Here is a 15,147-nt window from a genome sequence, read left to right on the forward strand (position 1 = left end):
CCCCACGCCTTACGCCCCACCTGTTATTCCAATCGGCTATTTGTTAGCACGTATCAATATTTTCTCCTGCTTCCGGGTTACGCCAGGATAGTTCTGCATAAACGATCCGCGGAACGGCGGTTCGCCACATACCGAACAAGGAAAGCCCATGGAGCCACGCCGCGTGAATGGCAAAAATCACTGGTATCACGAAACCCAGTCAACAATCTGCCCGGTGGATGTCCTGCCGCTCGTCCCTGAAGCCGCCCATGTTGAAGACCGCTTTTTGCTGGACCTGACGCTGCCGGCCGCCTGGCTACGTGCCCACGCTGACTGGCTACACCCCGCACGCCAGCTGGCCGAACTGCTGTTTCCCGACCAGGTGGCGGTGAGTCGCCTGCAGACCTTTACCGCTTACGATCGACTCAGCACCGCGCTCACCGTCGCCCAGGTCTACGGCGTCCAGCGGCTGTGTAACCACTACGCCGCCCGCCTTGCTCCCCTGCCAGGCCCCGACTCCTCGCGCGAGAGCAACCGTCGTCTGGCGCAAATCACGCAATATGCTCGTCAGCTTGCCGGTTCGCCCTCGGTTATTAACGCTCTCTCCCGTAGCCAGCTGGACGAAGTGGGCTTAACCAGTCGGGACATTATTGTGTTCAACCAGATTATCGGATTCGTCGGCTTCCAGGCGCGGGCGATTGCCGTCCTGCAGGCGGCCCAGGGCTTTCCGGTGCGCTGGATCCCCGGTATGCCCCAGCAAGAGGAGGCACCCGCGGAACTGTTCGCCCCGCCGCCGGGAGCATGGCAGGCAGACATTGCGGATCCCGACCTGCAGTATGCCGATGATGAGCGTCAGCGGCGCATCGCCGGCTGGCAGTCGCTGCCCGGTCTGGGCGAGCTGGCGCCGCTGCTGGCCTGCGACCCACAGTTATTCGCGCCTCTGGAGACCTTGATCCGCCAGCTCAGCACGGATGATACCTTTGGCCCGCAGGTCGCCTTACTCACGGCGCGCACCAATGGCAGCCCCACCTGTTTTGACGCCTGGCTCCCCCACTGGCAGGGTGAAGAGGAGTTCGCCAGCCATCTGCGGGAGGGCGACCAGGCCCTCCATCACTGGCTCCAGCAGCATCCTCAGGCCCGGTCTCTCGTGACCGCGGTGCAGCTGTTAACACGCTCGCCTGACCGGTTTAGCGCCGCCCAGTTAACGCCCCTCGCGGAATATCGACTCTCTGAGCAACAAGCAATCGATCTGTTGATCTGGAGCGGGCTGTGCGGATGGATGAATCGTCTGAAGGTCGCCCTCGGCAATGTGCGTCAGCAGACGTAAATTGCTGAAACAGCGCTTGCTGCGGCAGGCATATTCGCGTAAAAATGTCAGCCGCTCTTTTAGCCACGAAAATACCTAATTATGTTTCAGGATAACCCGCTGCTAGCGCAGCTTAAACAGCAACTGCATTCCCAGACGCCGCGCGCGGAAGGGGTCGTTAAGGGCACGGAAAAGGGCTTTGGCTTCCTCGAAGTGGACGCTCAGAAGAGCTACTTCATTCCGCCGCCGCAGATGAAAAAAGTGATGCATGGCGACCGTATCGTCGCGGTGATCCATTCTGAAAAAGAACGCGAAAGCGCCGAGCCGGAATCGCTGGTTGAGCCCTTCCTGACTCGTTTTGTCGGTAAAGTCCAGAAGAAAGACGATCGCCTCGCTATCGTTCCTGACCATCCGCTGCTGAAAGACGCCATTCCCTGCCGCGCCGCCCGCGGCGTTGAGCACGATTTTAAACAGGGTGACTGGGCCGTCGCCGAGATGCGCCGTCATCCATTAAAAGGCGACCGCGGATTTTACGCGGAGTTGACCCAGTTCATCACTTTTAGCGACGACCACTTCGTCCCATGGTGGGTAACCCTGGCGCGCCATAATCTTGAGAAAGAGGCACCGGACGGCGTCGCCACCGAGATGCTCGACGAGGGGCTGACGCGCCGCAACCTAACCGCCCTCGACTTCGTCACCATTGACAGCGCCAGCACCGAAGATATGGACGATGCGTTGTATGCCGAGTCCACTGCTGATGGCAAACTGCTGCTGACGGTCGCCATTGCCGACCCGACCGCCTGGATTGCCGAAGGCAGCAAGCTGGATAACGCCGCAAAAGTGCGCGCCTTTACCAACTATCTGCCGGGCTTCAACATTCCAATGCTGCCGCGCGAGCTGTCGGACGACCTCTGCTCCCTGCGCGCTAACGAAGTGCGCCCGGTGCTGGCCTGCCGGATGACCCTGGCGGCCGATGGCACCATCGAAGACAATATCGAGTTCTTTGCCGCCACCATCGAATCGAAAGCCAAGCTGGCCTATGACGACGTCTCTGACTGGCTGGAAGGCCGCGGCAGCTGGCAGCCGGACAGCGAGGCGATCGCGCAGCAAATTACGCTGCTGAAGGACGTGTGCCAGCGTCGTAGCGAATGGCGTCAGACCCATGCGCTGGTGTTCAAAGACCGTCCGGACTACCGTTTTGTTCTCGGCGAAAAAGGCGAAGTGCTGGATATCGTCGCGGAACCGCGTCGCATTGCCAACCGCATTGTCGAAGAGTCGATGATCGCCGCCAACATCTGTGCCGCCCGCGTTCTGCGCGACAAGCTCGGCTTCGGCGTTTATAACGTTCATACCGGTTTCGACCCGGCGAATACCGAGCAGTTGGCCGCCCTGCTGAAAACCCATGATGTGCACGTCGACCCGACGGAAGTGCTCACCCTGGAAGGGTTCTGCAAGCTGCGCCGGGAACTGGACGCTCAGCCGACCGGTTTCCTCGACAGCCGCATTCGCCGCTTCCAGTCGTTTGCGGAAATCAGCACCGAGCCGGGCCCGCACTTTGGTCTTGGGCTTGAAGCCTATGCCACCTGGACCTCGCCGATCCGTAAGTATGGCGACATGATCAACCACCGTCTGCTGAAAGCCATCATTAAAGGCGAGACCATTGCGCGTCCCCAGGATGAAGCCACCGTGCAGATGGCGGAGCGCCGTCGTCTCAACCGGATGGCCGAGCGCGACGTCGCCGACTGGCTGTACGCCCGTTTCCTCAACGATAAAGCCGGGACCGATACCCGCTTCGCGGCGGAGATCATCGACGTCAGCCGCGGCGGGATGCGCGTGCGTCTGGTGGACAATGGCGCGGTCGCCTTTATTCCGGCCCCGTTCCTCCACGCCGTGCGCGACGAACTGGTGTGCAGCCAGGAGAACGGTACCGTGCAGATCAAAGGTGAAGTAGTCTATAAAGTGACTGACGTTATCGATGTCACTATCGCTGAAGTTCGCATGGAAACCCGCAGCATTATTGCGCGTCCGGCGGTCTGACGCCCCTTCACAGCGGTTCCTGCGGGAACCGCTGCTTCTTTCCTCTCTATCCAGCCATTTCCGTCGCACCGATTAAGGTTGTGCGTTTTTTTCGCTTCTCTTTTTCATTCATTTTTAGCATCATTGATTTCATTCGTTTTTGTTACCAGGATAATGCCATGTCAGATGTGAATGCCCACCTGCTCGCTCAACGTATCGATACCGTGCTGGATATTCTGGTTGCCGGTGATTACCATTCTGCGATCCATAATCTGGAGATCCTCAAAGCGGAGCTGCTGGCGCTGGCGGCGGACGATGCTGAACAACAAAACCAACCCAAGGCGCCCTGGGAAATCTGAATATCAGCCATGCCGCAGCCGGCCATATGGACCGGTTGCTCGCCATATAGCCCCCTAACAGTGATGTTGCTATGAACGCCCGACAACAAAGTATTTTGCAAGTGGTCATCGATAAAGGCCGCATGAGCGTCGCCGATCTGGCGAAGATGACCGGTGTCTCTGAGGTTACTATTCGTCAGGATTTGAATTTGCTGGAAAAGCAGAGCTATTTGCGCCGTACTCATGGCTATGCCGTACCGCTGGACAGCGAAGATGTTGAAACCCGCATGATGACCCATTTCGCCATTAAGCGTGAGCTGGCCAGCCGGGCTGCGGCGCTAGTGAATACCGGTGAAACGGTATTTATCGAAAACGGCAGCAGCAATGCCCTGCTGGCGCGTACGCTGGCCGAGCGCGGCGATATCACCATCATTACCGTCAGCAGCTATATCGCCCATCTGCTGAAAGAGACCCCAGGAGAGGTGATCCTGCTGGGCGGAATTTATCAGAAACGCAGTGAGAGTATGGTCGGTCCGCTAACCCGTCAGTTCATCCAGCAGGTGCATTTCAGCAAAGCCTTCATCGGGATCGACGGTTGGCAGGCGGAAACCGGCTTTACCGGCCGCGATATGATGCGTGCGGACGTGGTGAACGCCGTGCTGGAGAAGCATTGTGAGGCAATTATTCTTAGCGACAGTTCAAAATTCAGCGCGGTACATCCCTATCCGCTCGGTCCCGCCGGCCGCTTTAACCGCGTTATTACCGACGATCGCTTACCGGACGCCTGTCGCGAACAATTGCTCCGCAGCGGCCTGACCGTCGATATCGTGCCCTACATCTGATCCTCCGCCGCCCCATCTCCTGCCAAAGCGCCGGAAGGGGCGCTTTATCGCTCTGAGAGTATTCCGAGCCGCTAATTAAGACTTTTTACCTGACGATAAATTTTAAAAAAAGTAAAATTATTATTAGCGATATAACAGGAAGTGACTATCACCTGCGTGATTTTCGTGACACCTGCGCACCTTAACTTCATGGAATTGCCCTAAAGCTGCTTTATCAGGCTATGCTTAAAGGAGCGCTGTAATCCATGAATAGATTATTCAGGAGAAAAAAATGATGACTTCAACGAGCAAAAAAATGGCTGCTGTCGTTCTGGCTGTCACTGTAGCAATGTCTCTGAGCGCTTGCTCTAACATGTCTAAACGCGATCGTAACACGGCTATCGGCGCTGGCGCCGGCGCTATCGGTGGTGCAGTGTTAACTGACGGTAGCGCGCTCGGTACCCTGGGTGGCGCAGCAGTCGGTGGTATTATTGGTCACCAGGTCGGCAAATAATTTAATTATCTGACGAAATAAAAGAATAATTCACACGAATTGACTTACGCACGTTAAATCGTTCAAGGCCGCGGCATTTACCGCGGCCTTGTTATTTCAACCAGACCATTGGAGCAGAGGGAAAATAGCGATCAGCCACCGGCTAACTTGACCTTCATCCCTTTCGCCTCAAGCAGCGACTTGAGTAAATCCCGCTTATCGCCCTGGATCTCGATCACGCCATCTTTCACCGCGCCGCCGCAGCCGCACTTTTTTTTCAACTCTGCCGCCAGCGCGGTTAGCGCAGCATCATCGGCATCAATCCCGCTAATCAGACAGACGCCTTTGCCCTTGCGGCCGCTGGTCTGGCGCTGGATCCGCACAATGCCGTCGCCTTTCGGGCGCAACGGCGCCGGTTTCGCCTCGTCGATACGCCCGGTTTCGGTGGAGTAGACCAGACGGCTGTTGGAATCGCTCATTATGCCCCCTTGCGCAGAGAATCGTTGATCGCCCGCAGCGTCGCGGCTGGATCCGCCGACTGAGTAACCGGGCGACCAATCACCATATAGTCTACCCCAGCTTCCTGAGCCTGCTCAGGAGTCATAATTCGCCGCTGATCGCCAGCGTCGCTGCCCTGCGGACGAATCCCCGGGGTCACCAGCTTAAACGCCTGCCCCAGCTCATGCTTAAAGCGCACCGCCTCCTGGGCTGAACACACCACCCCATCAAGGCCGCAGCGTTGGGTCAGCGCCGCCAGCTTCGCCGCGTAGTCAGCCGGAGATAAGGTAATGCCCAGATCCTGTAGATCGCTGGACTCCATGCTGGTGAGCACCGTGACAGCGATCAGCAGCGGCGCATCTTTGCCAAACGGCAGCAGCGCTTCGCGCGCGGCGGTCATCATTCGCGCGCCGCCGGAAGCATGGACATTCACCATCCATACGCCCAGCTCAGCCGCTGCGGCCACCGCGCGGGCGGTGGTGTTGGGAATATCGTGAAACTTAAGGTCCAGGAACACCTCAAACCCACGCTGATGCAGATCGCGGACAAACTGCGGGCCCAGCAGGGTGAACATCTCTTTGCCCACCTTCAGGCGGCAGTCGCGCGGGTCGATGCGGTCGACAAATGCCAGCGCTTTATCGCGATTATCATAGTCGAGCGCAACCACAACGGGAGAGGATGTGACAGCGCGGGAAGATGGGATAGCTGTAGACGTCATGACCAGACCTTAGTGTTGATGGGCGCCGGGGTGGCGCAAAAAAGGTAAACGGGCAGCATTCTACCTGTGAAGCGAACAAAATAACAGACTGCCGTACCTGCCCTGACCGGACGATGGCGCTGCCGGGGCCGCGCCTGGAGAGGAGTGAAGCGATAAGTATGTTGTAACTAACGGAGGGCTTTTTTTTGGCTTTACTGGCCGTCGAGACCGCGAATGGGTTTAATGGTCGCCCACGAGCGGCAGGACGGACAATGCCAGTAGAGTGTATGAGCGGTAAACCCGCATTTCTGGCAGCGATAGCGTGGTTTGCTGCGCACCTGCTCGCCAACCATGTTTCGCAGCACCCCAAGGCTTTCTTTCGCCCGCCCTTCTTCCGCTTCGTTGAGATGGTAGTCCATCAGCTTATGGAAGACGCGCATGGTCGGGTGGCGTTCCAGCTGCCGGGTGACGTAGTTTTGCGCCGCTTCGACGCCTTCCCGCTGCTCAAGGATCTGCGCCAGCATCAGTTCGGCGGTCGCCCCGGCGTTCTCCTCCACGCAGCGGCGCAGAAAAACTTCCCATTCATCGGTTTTGCCGAGCTGCTGGTAGCAGGTCTGCAGCATCTCCAGCGTTTCACCCACCAGCTCTTTATCCTGATCGATAACCCGCTCGAGGCTCTCCACCGCTTTTGCGTAGTCGCCCTTTTCCATCCACACCCGGCCCATCATGATCGATACCCGGGCGCTGTTGCGGTCCGCGGCGGCGCCTTTTCTCAACAACGCCATCGCTTTATCCAGATCGTTGGCTGCCATCTGCTGCAGGGCCAGTTCGCACCAGAAGTTGGCGATTTCGCCACGATGTTTCTCTTTCCCCAGCTTCACCAGCCGTTCAGCCACTTCAATAGCCGACTGCCAGTCGCTGGTCGCCTGGTAAATCTGCAGCAGTTGCTGCAGCGCGCCGAGGCGGAAATCGGTCTCATCCACCAGCTGTTTGAACATGTCTTCCGCGCGGTCATACAGTCCGGCGGCCATATAATCCCGTCCCAGCTGCTGCACCGCTAACAGGCGCTGATCGTAGGTTAACGACGCGCTTTCCATCAGGCTCTGGTGAATTCGGATCGCGCGGTCGACTTCGCCGCGCGAACGGAACAAATTACCGAGCGTCAGGTGCGCCTCAACGGTACCGGTATCCTCTTTCAGCATATCAAGGAACAGGTCGACGGCTTTATCCTGCTGGTTGCTGAGCAGGAAGTTAACCCCCGCCACGTAATCTCGCGACAGGCGGCTCGCATCGTCCTGTTTGGACTGTTGTGCACTTCTGCGCCCCATGTACCAGCCGTAAGCGGCGGCAACGGGTAAAAGCAGAAACAACAACTCCAGCATAAGAGGTTATTCCTTCACCGCAGGCACGCCTGCGTCGACAGCCGCCGGGCTGACGGGGGCAATCTGACGCTCAAGACGCTTAATTTTCCGCTCCGCGCGCGCCAGTGAGACACGCACCCGCAGCCAGAACAGGCCGCAGATCAGCCAGCCAATGGCAAAGCCCGCGGCAAACAGCACCGCCAGCAGAGTCGATATGCGGAATTCACCCTGAGCGAGTAAATAGTTGAAAGTGACCTGTTGGTCATTCTGCGCCCCCAGCGTCACTGAAATGACGAAGATTGCTAACACCAGTAAGAAAATGAGTAAATATTTCACATGACTTCCCGTTATGTGGGTTGCGCGAAAAAAGCCCGCTTTCAGCCCTATAAAGTATCATTTTCGCCGCAGCGGTGGAATGAAAAAGCATGGCAACTCTTCAGGATATGCGGTCGGATGCCGCTAAAATCAACATTATTCCGCTTCAGGCATCCGTTTTTTAATATCCTGCGCCTCTTCTCCGGGCGGCGAGAGCGGCCCACAAAGGCGCTGCGTCAGCCAGCAGGCCACCGTGACCAGCAGCCAGGAGATCAGCGTGGCGACGATGAGATCCAGCGGCCAGTGCATGCCCAGCGCCAGGCGACTGCCCATCACCGCCGTCGCCCACACCAGCAGCACCGCGATTGTGCCCCAGCGGCGACGCGGCCACAGCAGCCCCGCAGCGAGTAACGCCCAGCTGGCGGCAAACATGGTGTGACCTGACGGGAAAGCAAACCCCGTCTCCTTCTGCCAGTGTTTGCGTAAAAATGACGGAATGTCCTGCGCCTGCGCCAGCTGTTCATGCACCAGTTTAGCGCGTTCTTTACGCTTTAACGCGTAGAATTGCGTCACCGGCACCTGCCTTGTGTTTTCCAGCCAGATGACGAACGGTCTCGGCTCCTGGACCCGCGCCTTGACCCAGGATTTCGCCCCCTGTCCCGCCAGGATAGCGGCGGCAAGGATAAGGAACAGGATCAACGCCGCGCGCAGCCGAAAGCGCAGACACCAGAGGAACCAGCCGCAAAGCACGACATGAGTGATAATTCCCCACGGCTGGGTCACCGTTTCCGTCACCCACCACAGGCTTTTCAACATGGCAACCGGCAGTCCAGGCTGCCACAGCCACCCGGAAAGCCAGACCGTGAGGGGCATAACCAGCAGCAGCGCCGCCGCGAGAGCAGTTCGTCGGGCTATCAACAGCATTTTCTCTCCTTCTCCTTGTAGATGAACATCATAGCGGAAAGTAGATCGTTTGTGCGCTTTCCACACGGCTAACCGTTCGCGATTAGGAGAACGTCCAGGCGTTGTGGCAAAATAGCGGGAAACAGAAAGCACAGTCAGGTGCTGACAGAATCTGGAGAATCACATGCAGCTTAAACGTGTGGCAGAAGCCAAACTGCCAACCCCCTGGGGCGATTTCCTGATGGTGGGTTTTGAAGAACTGGCAACCGGACAGGATCATGTCGCGCTGGTGTATGGCGATATATCAGGGCAGTCGCCGGTCCTCGCCCGCGTACATTCAGAGTGTTTGACGGGCGATGCCCTGTTTAGCCTGCGCTGTGATTGCGGCTTTCAGCTGGAAGCGGCTCTGTCGCATATCGCTGAAGAAGGTCGGGGGATCCTGCTCTATCACCGCCAGGAAGGACGCAACATTGGTTTATTGAATAAGATCCGCGCCTACGCGCTGCAGGATCAGGGCTACGACACTGTCGAAGCGAACCATCAGCTTGGCTTCGCCGCCGATGAGCGCGATTTCACCTTGTGCGCCGACATGTTCAAATTGCTCAACGTTGAGCAGGTGCGGTTATTAACCAATAACCCGAAAAAAGTGGAAATTCTTACCGAAGCCGGGATCAACATTGTGGAGCGGGTGCCGCTGATCGTCGGGCGTAACCCGAAAAACGCTCACTATCTGGACACCAAAGCCGCCAAGATGGGCCATCTGCTGAACAGCAAGCCGACGGAATAAACCGGTGGAATAACCGAAAAAGGGCCAGCGATGCTGGCCCTTTGTTTCACAGCATATTACGAATAACGTAGTGCAGGATGCCGTCGTTGCGGTAGTAGGTGAGTTCTGTCGCCGTGTCGATACGGCACCGACAAGGGATCGCTTCCTGCGAGCCGTCAGCGCGAGTCAGGGTCACCGGCACCGTAGCGCCAGGCTGAAGCGACTGCAGATTGCTGATATCAATCCGCTCTTCCCCTGTCAACCGTAGCGTTTTGCGGGTGACGCCCTGCGGGAACTCCAGCGGCAAAATGCCCATTCCGATCAGGTTGGAACGATGGATACGCTCGAAGGACTCGGCGATCACTACCCGAATCCCCAGCAGGCGCGGCCCCTTCGCCGCCCAGTCACGGCTGGAACCTGAGCCATACTCCTTACCGGCAATCACCGCCAGCGGTGTACCCTCAGCCTTGTACAGCATCGCCGCATCGTAGATCGCCATCGGTTCAGGATCCGGCAGATGGCGGGTCATGCCCCCTTCCACCCCTGGGACCATTTCGTTACGGATGCGGATATTGGCGAAGGTGCCACGCATCATCACCTCATGGTTACCGCGACGGGAACCATAGGAGTTAAAGTCGCGCCGGGCAACCCCATGCTCCTGCAGATAGCGGCCTGCCGGACTATCGGCTTTGATGCTCCCCGCCGGCGAAATGTGGTCCGTGGTGACTGAGTCGCCCAGCATGGCGAGGATCCGCGCGCCGTGAATATCCTCTACCGGCAGCGGCTCGGCGCCCATCTCGTCAAAGAACGGCGACAAGCGAATATAGGTCGACTCCTCCTGCCAGTCGTAGGTATCTGACGCCTCCACCTTGATCGCCTTCCACTCCTCAGTGCCGGAAAACACTTCCGCGTACTCTTTGCGGAACATCTCGGTGGAGACCTGTTCCACCGCGCGGGCAATCTCCTCCCCGCTCGGCCAGATATCTTTCAGATAGACCGGCTCGCCATTCTTGCCCTGTCCCAACGGCTCGCGGGTGAGGTCGATATTCATGTTCCCCGCCAGCGCATAGGCGACCACCAACGGCGGCGAGGCCAGCCAGTTGGTTTTCACCAGCGGATGAATACGCCCTTCGAAGTTACGGTTACCGGAGAGCACTGCCCCGACGGTCAGATCGCCTTTTTTGATCGCTTCTTCGATAGGTTCAGGCAATGGACCGGAGTTACCGATACAGGTGGTGCAACCATATCCCACCAGATTGAAGCCGAGCTGGTCGAGGTAAGGCGTCAGGCCGGCATGGGCCAGATAATCCGACACCACTTTCGAGCCTGGGGCCAGGGAAGCTTTCACCCACGGCTGCGGCTGCAGGCCGCGTTCGACGGCTTTTTTCGCCAGCAGGCCGGCGGCCATCAACACGCTGGGGTTAGAGGTATTGGTGCAGGAGGTAATCGCTGCAATAGCCACCGCGCCATCCGGTAGCGAATAGTGATGCCCGTTCAGCGTATAGTCAACCGGCTGACGCTGACGCTGAAGGTGGTTAACCTCCAGCTCGCCGCTGGCGGCGAAGGCTTTCGGAACATCGCCCAGCGCCACGCGATCCTGCGGTCGCTTCGGCCCGGCGAGGCTCGCTTCGACGCTGCTCATATCCAGCGCCAGGGTACTGGTAAAGACCGGCTCATCGCCAGGCTGGCGCCACATGCCCTGGGCTTTAGCGTAGGCTTCCACCAGCGCGACCTGTTCTTCGCTACGGCCGCTGAGACGCATATAGCTGAGGGTTACGTCATCGATAGGGAAAAAGCCACAGGTGGCGCCATACTCCGGCGCCATATTGGCGATGGTCGCCCTGTCGGCAAGGGGTAAGGTATCCAGGCCGTCACCGTAGAATTCAACAAACTTGCCGACGACGCCATGCTGACGCAGCATTTGGGTAACCGTCAGTACCAGGTCAGTGGCGGTGATGCCTTCGCGCAGTTTGCCGCTGAGCTTAAAGCCCACAACATCGGGGATCAGCATTGACACCGGCTGGCCCAACATAGCGGCTTCCGCTTCAATCCCGCCCACGCCCCAGCCCAGCACGCCAAGACCATTAATCATGGTGGTATGGGAGTCGGTGCCCACCAGCGTATCCGGCCACGCCATCCACTGGCCGTTCACCTCCTCGCTCCAGACCGCCCGGCCAAGGTATTCCAGGTTCACCTGGTGGCAAATACCGGTGCCCGGCGGCACCACGCTGAAGCGGCTGAAGGCCTGCTGCCCCCAGCGCAGAAAAGCGTAGCGTTCGTGGTTCCGCTCCATTTCCAGGCGGACGTTGTCTTCGAAGGCCTCGTCGTCGCCGAAGCGGTCAACGGTCACCGAGTGGTCGATCACCAGGTCAACCGGCGATAGCGGATTAACCTTCGCCGTATCGCCGCCAAGGCGTTTCACCGCCTCGCGCATGGCGGCCAGATCCACTACCGCCGGCACGCCGGTAAAGTCCTGCATCAGGACGCGTGCCGGACGGTAGGCGATTTCCCGGTCGGCATGGGCCTGTTGCAGCCAGCCGGCCAGGGCGCGAATATCTTCTTCAGTTACCGAGTCACCGTCCTGCCAGCGCAGCAGGTTCTCCATCAGCACCTTCAGCGACTTGGGCAGTCGACTGATCTCGCCCAGCTGCTTCTCCGCCAACGGCAGACTGTAGTAATGCCAGGTTTTATCGTTGACCTGCAGCGTGTCCTTACTGGCTTCTCGTAGGGTTGACGACATAGCTCCTCCTTTATCTCAGGGATGGCATACCCTGATTCTCCTCAGGGTCTCCATTAAAGATAACACATACTGAGCATAACACTTTGATAACAACCCAAATTGCTAAATACGGCGAGACAGAGAGAGAGGAAACGGGAATTATCCGAGAGCAGGCGAAATAGCACCAAAATAGTGCAAAGAGGGCGTATGCCGATATTGTAATAGTACACGAGGACAAAAAAAGAGCTAATCGGCCAGCGGGCAGTGATTAGCTCTGGTGAGTGATTTCAGGTTGGATGAATCCAGCGGCAAAATATATTCTCCCTGTATTGCCGGTCACTGATTTTATATTACAGTTTCCTTTCACTGTCATAAAAATGACATGTATCTACAACGATGACCTACAGCTTTAGCTGACAATCCAGATGTTGCAGATGGTGAGCGCGATGATGCTCCAGAACATCGCCAACCCTACCAACACTACGCCCCATACGCGACTACGCAGAACGGGATCGATTTCGGTTTTGTCATTCTCGTATGACATCGCCAGTTTCATGTAATCGATATTACTTATCATATTGTCACCACCAATTGCTCAAATCATCAGGTACAGATAAATCTTAATTATGGATAAAAGATTAATCCAGTGAATTTAGGCCTGATGGAATATATTTAACCGGTTATTTGATCGCGGCGGGCATAATGAAAAACGTGTTGCCAAAAATTATTAATTTTGTGATTGGTTCGAGGTTTAAGTTGTTAAATACAGTCCATCATAGTTAATGGCACTCCTCGCAGGGAGTGCCATTATTATTTTCAGGGTTATTTTTCCGGAAGTTTTATATCTTTGAACATCGCTTCAATATCTTCATTCGAGCGTAAAGCCACCGCGGTATCTACCACGTCCCTGGTCAAATGGGGAGCAAAACGTTGAATAAAATCATACATGTAGCTTCGTAAGAAGGTGCTACGGCGGAAACCTATCTTAGTGGTGCTGTGGCTGAAAATACCGTTCGCATCCAGCTTCACCAGATCCGGGTCAGAGACCGGATCCACCGCCATGCTGGCGATTACCCCTACCCCCAGCCCCAGGCGAACATAGGTTTTGATGACGTCGGCATCGGTGGCGGTAAAAACAATGCGCGGCGTCAGGCCCGCACGGTTAAACGCGGTATCCAGTTCGGAGCGGCCGGTAAAACCAAAGGTATAGGTTACCAATGGATACTGGGCCAGTTCCTCTATGGACACCGAGCCCTTGGTGGCCAGAGGATGCTCGGGGGTCACTACAATCGACCGGTTCCAGTGATAGCATGGCAGCATCACCAGATCGTCATACAGATGCAGCGCCTCGGTGGCGATGGCGAAATCGGCATTGCCTTTCGACACAGCCTCCGCAATCTGAGTCGGCGAGCCCTGATGCATATGCAGCGACACCCGCGGGTAGCGTTCAATAAACCCCTTGATCACTCCCGGTAACGCATAGCGCGCCTGGGTATGGGTGGTGGCGACGTAAAGAGACCCTTTGTCAGGCCAGGTATGCTCTCCGGCGACAGATTTGATGGCATCGACTTTCGACAGCACTTCGCGGGCGATGCGGATGATCTCCTGCCCGGCCGGCGTCACCTGGGTTAAGTGTTTACCGCTGCGGGCAAAGATCTGAATGCCCAGCTCATCCTCCAGCATGCGGACCTGCTTACTGATACCCGGCTGGGAGGTATAGAGCCCTTCGGCGGTGGATGAAACATTCAGGTTATGGTTAACCACCTCAACGATGTAGCGAAGCTGTTGTAGTTTCATGGCTGATATCCGTTTGCGCGTAAAATGAAGCCGCTTAATACACTTTACGTTCAGGCAACTTGTCGCCGATGAAGGCCCTGGGCTCCCGGCAGTTGGCCATAGTGGCGCCGCAATGCATCCTGAAAGCGATGATGTATAAGACGTTTTAATAATAAAAAAGGCATTAACTATAACCACTATATCATTTATATCAACACTGTATAGACGCTAACGAAAAATAATATAGGTGGTTATAAGGGGAGGAAATTAACGCAAAGAGGGGAAGACGACACGGCAGAGAAATGCACTCTCTCTGCCGGTCGCCTGAGCAGGAAAAGCGCGCTTTTCCTGCCCGAACGAACGCCATTACTTTTTGGCTTCCGTCCACTTACCGTCGATAAAGAAAGCTGACCAGCCGGTCGCTTTGCCCTCTTTTTCGGACGCCACGTACTGCTGCTTGGTTTTACGGCTAAAGCGTACCAGCGTTTTATTGCCTTCCGGATCCTGCTGCGGCGCATCGGCAAGATAACGCAGTTTTTCCGGCAGACGATCGCGGAAGCGGTACAGCTCCTCCACCAGCGGCGCACGCGTTTCCCGTGATTTCGGGAAGGTGTTGGCCGCCAGGAAGACGCCCGCCGCCCCGTCGCGCAGCACAAAGTAGGCGTCAGACTTCTCACACGGCAGCTCCGGCAGCGGCACCGGATCTTCCTTCGGCGGAGCCACTTCGCCATTGCGCAGGATCTTACGCGTGTTCTTACACTCGTCGTTGGTACAGGCCATGTACTTACCGAAACGCCCCATTTTCAGGTGCATTTCAGACCCGCACTTCTCGCACTCCACCACCGGGCCGTCATATCCCTTGATGCGGAATTCGCCCTCTTCAATCTCGTAGCCGTCGCAGGTCGGGTTATTACCACAGACGTGCAGCTTACGCTTAGGATCGATAAGGTAGCTGTCCATCGCCGTCCCACACTTCTGGCAGCGACGTTTGGCGCGCAGCGCGTTGGTTTCCGCGTCATCGCCTTCCAGCACGTTGAGGACTTCGTTCTCCGGCACCAGGTTGATGGTGGTTTTGCACCGCTCTTTCGGCGGCAAGGCATAGCCCGAACAGCCGAGGAAAACGCCGGTGCTGGCGGTACGGATCCCCATTTTACGGCCG

Annotated in this window: 15 protein-coding genes; 6 read left to right on the forward strand and 9 right to left on the reverse strand. The window is 57.1% G+C overall.

Going from position 1 to position 15,147, the window contains the following annotated elements; all coding sequences use genetic code 11:
• Window positions 1-148 precede the first annotated feature (148 nt).
• The 5 genes from KHQ28_RS27105 to osmB all read left to right on the forward strand — a co-directional run bounded on the left by KHQ28_RS27105 (window position 149) and on the right by osmB (window position 4,974).
• Window positions 149-1,306 carry a carboxymuconolactone decarboxylase family protein gene (locus tag KHQ28_RS27105; RefSeq protein WP_032419060.1) on the forward strand — a complete coding sequence of 386 codons (1,158 nt, stop codon included), beginning with the start codon at window positions 149-151 and terminating at the stop codon, window positions 1,304-1,306.
• Between the two features lie 81 nt (window positions 1,307-1,387).
• A complete protein-coding gene (locus KHQ28_RS27110) occupies window positions 1,388-3,322 on the forward strand; it encodes an exoribonuclease II (protein ID WP_032419061.1) in 1,935 nt (644 codons plus the stop codon).
• A gap of 158 nt (window positions 3,323-3,480) precedes the next feature.
• Entirely contained in the window at window positions 3,481-3,660 is a 180-nt protein-coding gene (locus KHQ28_RS27115) for a hypothetical protein (RefSeq protein WP_002901786.1), read from the forward strand.
• Window positions 3,661-3,731: 71 nt separating this feature from the next.
• Window positions 3,732-4,481, forward strand: coding sequence for a DNA-binding transcriptional regulator YciT (locus tag KHQ28_RS27120; protein ID WP_002901785.1), 750 nt, complete (start codon window positions 3,732-3,734; stop codon window positions 4,479-4,481).
• A gap of 274 nt (window positions 4,482-4,755) precedes the next feature.
• Entirely contained in the window at window positions 4,756-4,974 is a 219-nt protein-coding gene (gene osmB / locus KHQ28_RS27125) for an osmotically-inducible lipoprotein OsmB (protein WP_002901783.1), read from the forward strand.
• Between the two features lie 131 nt (window positions 4,975-5,105).
• Here osmB and yciH read toward each other — a convergent pair whose 3' ends face one another.
• The 5 genes from yciH to pgpB all read right to left on the reverse strand — a co-directional run bounded on the left by yciH (window position 5,106) and on the right by pgpB (window position 8,748).
• Entirely contained in the window at window positions 5,106-5,432 is a 327-nt protein-coding gene (gene yciH, locus KHQ28_RS27130; protein WP_004190739.1) for a stress response translation initiation inhibitor YciH, read from the reverse strand.
• Window positions 5,432-6,169, reverse strand: coding sequence for an orotidine-5'-phosphate decarboxylase (gene pyrF, locus KHQ28_RS27135; protein WP_004151907.1), 738 nt, complete (start codon window positions 6,167-6,169; stop codon window positions 5,432-5,434). The genes yciH and pyrF overlap by 1 nt, the downstream gene beginning before the upstream one ends.
• Before the next feature lie 191 nt (window positions 6,170-6,360).
• Window positions 6,361-7,530: a lipopolysaccharide assembly protein LapB gene (gene lapB, locus KHQ28_RS27140; protein ID WP_004140292.1), complete on the reverse strand. Its 1,170-nt coding sequence runs from the start codon at window positions 7,528-7,530 to the stop codon at window positions 6,361-6,363.
• Between the two features lie 6 nt (window positions 7,531-7,536).
• On the reverse strand, window positions 7,537-7,845 hold the full coding sequence (locus KHQ28_RS27145; RefSeq protein ID WP_032419062.1) for a LapA family protein: 309 nt from the start codon (window positions 7,843-7,845) through the stop codon (window positions 7,537-7,539).
• 135 nt (window positions 7,846-7,980) lie between these two features.
• Window positions 7,981-8,748, reverse strand: a complete 768-nt coding sequence (pgpB, locus tag KHQ28_RS27150; RefSeq protein WP_002901779.1) for a phosphatidylglycerophosphatase B — start codon at window positions 8,746-8,748, stop codon at window positions 7,981-7,983.
• Window positions 8,749-8,911: 163 nt separating this feature from the next.
• Between pgpB and ribA the strand changes: the two genes are divergently transcribed.
• Window positions 8,912-9,514 carry a GTP cyclohydrolase II gene (gene ribA, locus KHQ28_RS27155; protein ID WP_002901778.1) on the forward strand — a complete coding sequence of 201 codons (603 nt, stop codon included), beginning with the start codon at window positions 8,912-8,914 and terminating at the stop codon, window positions 9,512-9,514.
• Window positions 9,515-9,560: 46 nt separating this feature from the next.
• Here the strand turns inward: ribA and acnA are convergent, their stop codons facing one another.
• From acnA to KHQ28_RS27175, 4 genes are all read right to left on the reverse strand, one after another.
• Window positions 9,561-12,233 carry an aconitate hydratase AcnA gene (gene acnA / locus KHQ28_RS27160; protein ID WP_032419063.1) on the reverse strand — a complete coding sequence of 891 codons (2,673 nt, stop codon included), beginning with the start codon at window positions 12,231-12,233 and terminating at the stop codon, window positions 9,561-9,563.
• Between the two features lie 388 nt (window positions 12,234-12,621).
• Window positions 12,622-12,789, reverse strand: a complete 168-nt coding sequence (locus KHQ28_RS27165) for a YmiA family putative membrane protein (protein ID WP_002901776.1) — start codon at window positions 12,787-12,789, stop codon at window positions 12,622-12,624.
• 245 nt (window positions 12,790-13,034) lie between these two features.
• Window positions 13,035-14,009 (reverse strand): HTH-type transcriptional regulator CysB, encoded by a 975-nt coding sequence (gene cysB, locus KHQ28_RS27170; protein ID WP_002901772.1) that lies wholly within the window; start codon window positions 14,007-14,009, stop codon window positions 13,035-13,037.
• A gap of 345 nt (window positions 14,010-14,354) precedes the next feature.
• On the reverse strand, window positions 14,355-15,147 hold a 793-nt coding region (locus KHQ28_RS27175), incomplete at its 5' end, for a topoisomerase DNA-binding C4 zinc finger domain-containing protein (protein WP_323131621.1).

Source organism: Klebsiella sp. 28 (genome assembly GCF_018223905.1).
Lineage (GTDB): Bacteria > Pseudomonadota > Gammaproteobacteria > Enterobacterales > Enterobacteriaceae > Klebsiella > Klebsiella pneumoniae.

What these genes read in the sequence shown, in the direction of transcription:
- KHQ28_RS27105 (WP_032419060.1), top strand. Translation starts at nt 149, where the DNA reads ATGGAGCCACGCCGCGTGAATGGCAAAAATCACTGGTATCACGAAACC.
- KHQ28_RS27110 (WP_032419061.1), top strand. Translation starts at nt 1,388, where the DNA reads ATGTTTCAGGATAACCCGCTGCTAGCGCAGCTTAAACAGCAACTGCAT.
- KHQ28_RS27115 (WP_002901786.1), top strand. Translation starts at nt 3,481, where the DNA reads ATGTCAGATGTGAATGCCCACCTGCTCGCTCAACGTATCGATACCGTG.
- KHQ28_RS27120 (WP_002901785.1), top strand. Translation starts at nt 3,732, where the DNA reads ATGAACGCCCGACAACAAAGTATTTTGCAAGTGGTCATCGATAAAGGC.
- osmB (WP_002901783.1), top strand. Translation starts at nt 4,756, where the DNA reads ATGACTTCAACGAGCAAAAAAATGGCTGCTGTCGTTCTGGCTGTCACT.
- yciH (WP_004190739.1), bottom strand. Translation starts at nt 5,432, where the DNA reads ATGAGCGATTCCAACAGCCGTCTGGTCTACTCCACCGAAACCGGGCGT.
- pyrF (WP_004151907.1), bottom strand. Translation starts at nt 6,169, where the DNA reads ATGACGTCTACAGCTATCCCATCTTCCCGCGCTGTCACATCCTCTCCC.
- lapB (WP_004140292.1), bottom strand. Translation starts at nt 7,530, where the DNA reads ATGCTGGAGTTGTTGTTTCTGCTTTTACCCGTTGCCGCCGCTTACGGC.
- pgpB (WP_002901779.1), bottom strand. Translation starts at nt 8,748, where the DNA reads ATGCTGTTGATAGCCCGACGAACTGCTCTCGCGGCGGCGCTGCTGCTG.
- ribA (WP_002901778.1), top strand. Translation starts at nt 8,912, where the DNA reads ATGCAGCTTAAACGTGTGGCAGAAGCCAAACTGCCAACCCCCTGGGGC.
- acnA (WP_032419063.1), bottom strand. Translation starts at nt 12,233, where the DNA reads ATGTCGTCAACCCTACGAGAAGCCAGTAAGGACACGCTGCAGGTCAAC.
- KHQ28_RS27165 (WP_002901776.1), bottom strand. Translation starts at nt 12,789, where the DNA reads ATGATAAGTAATATCGATTACATGAAACTGGCGATGTCATACGAGAAT.
- cysB (WP_002901772.1), bottom strand. Translation starts at nt 14,009, where the DNA reads ATGAAACTACAACAGCTTCGCTACATCGTTGAGGTGGTTAACCATAAC.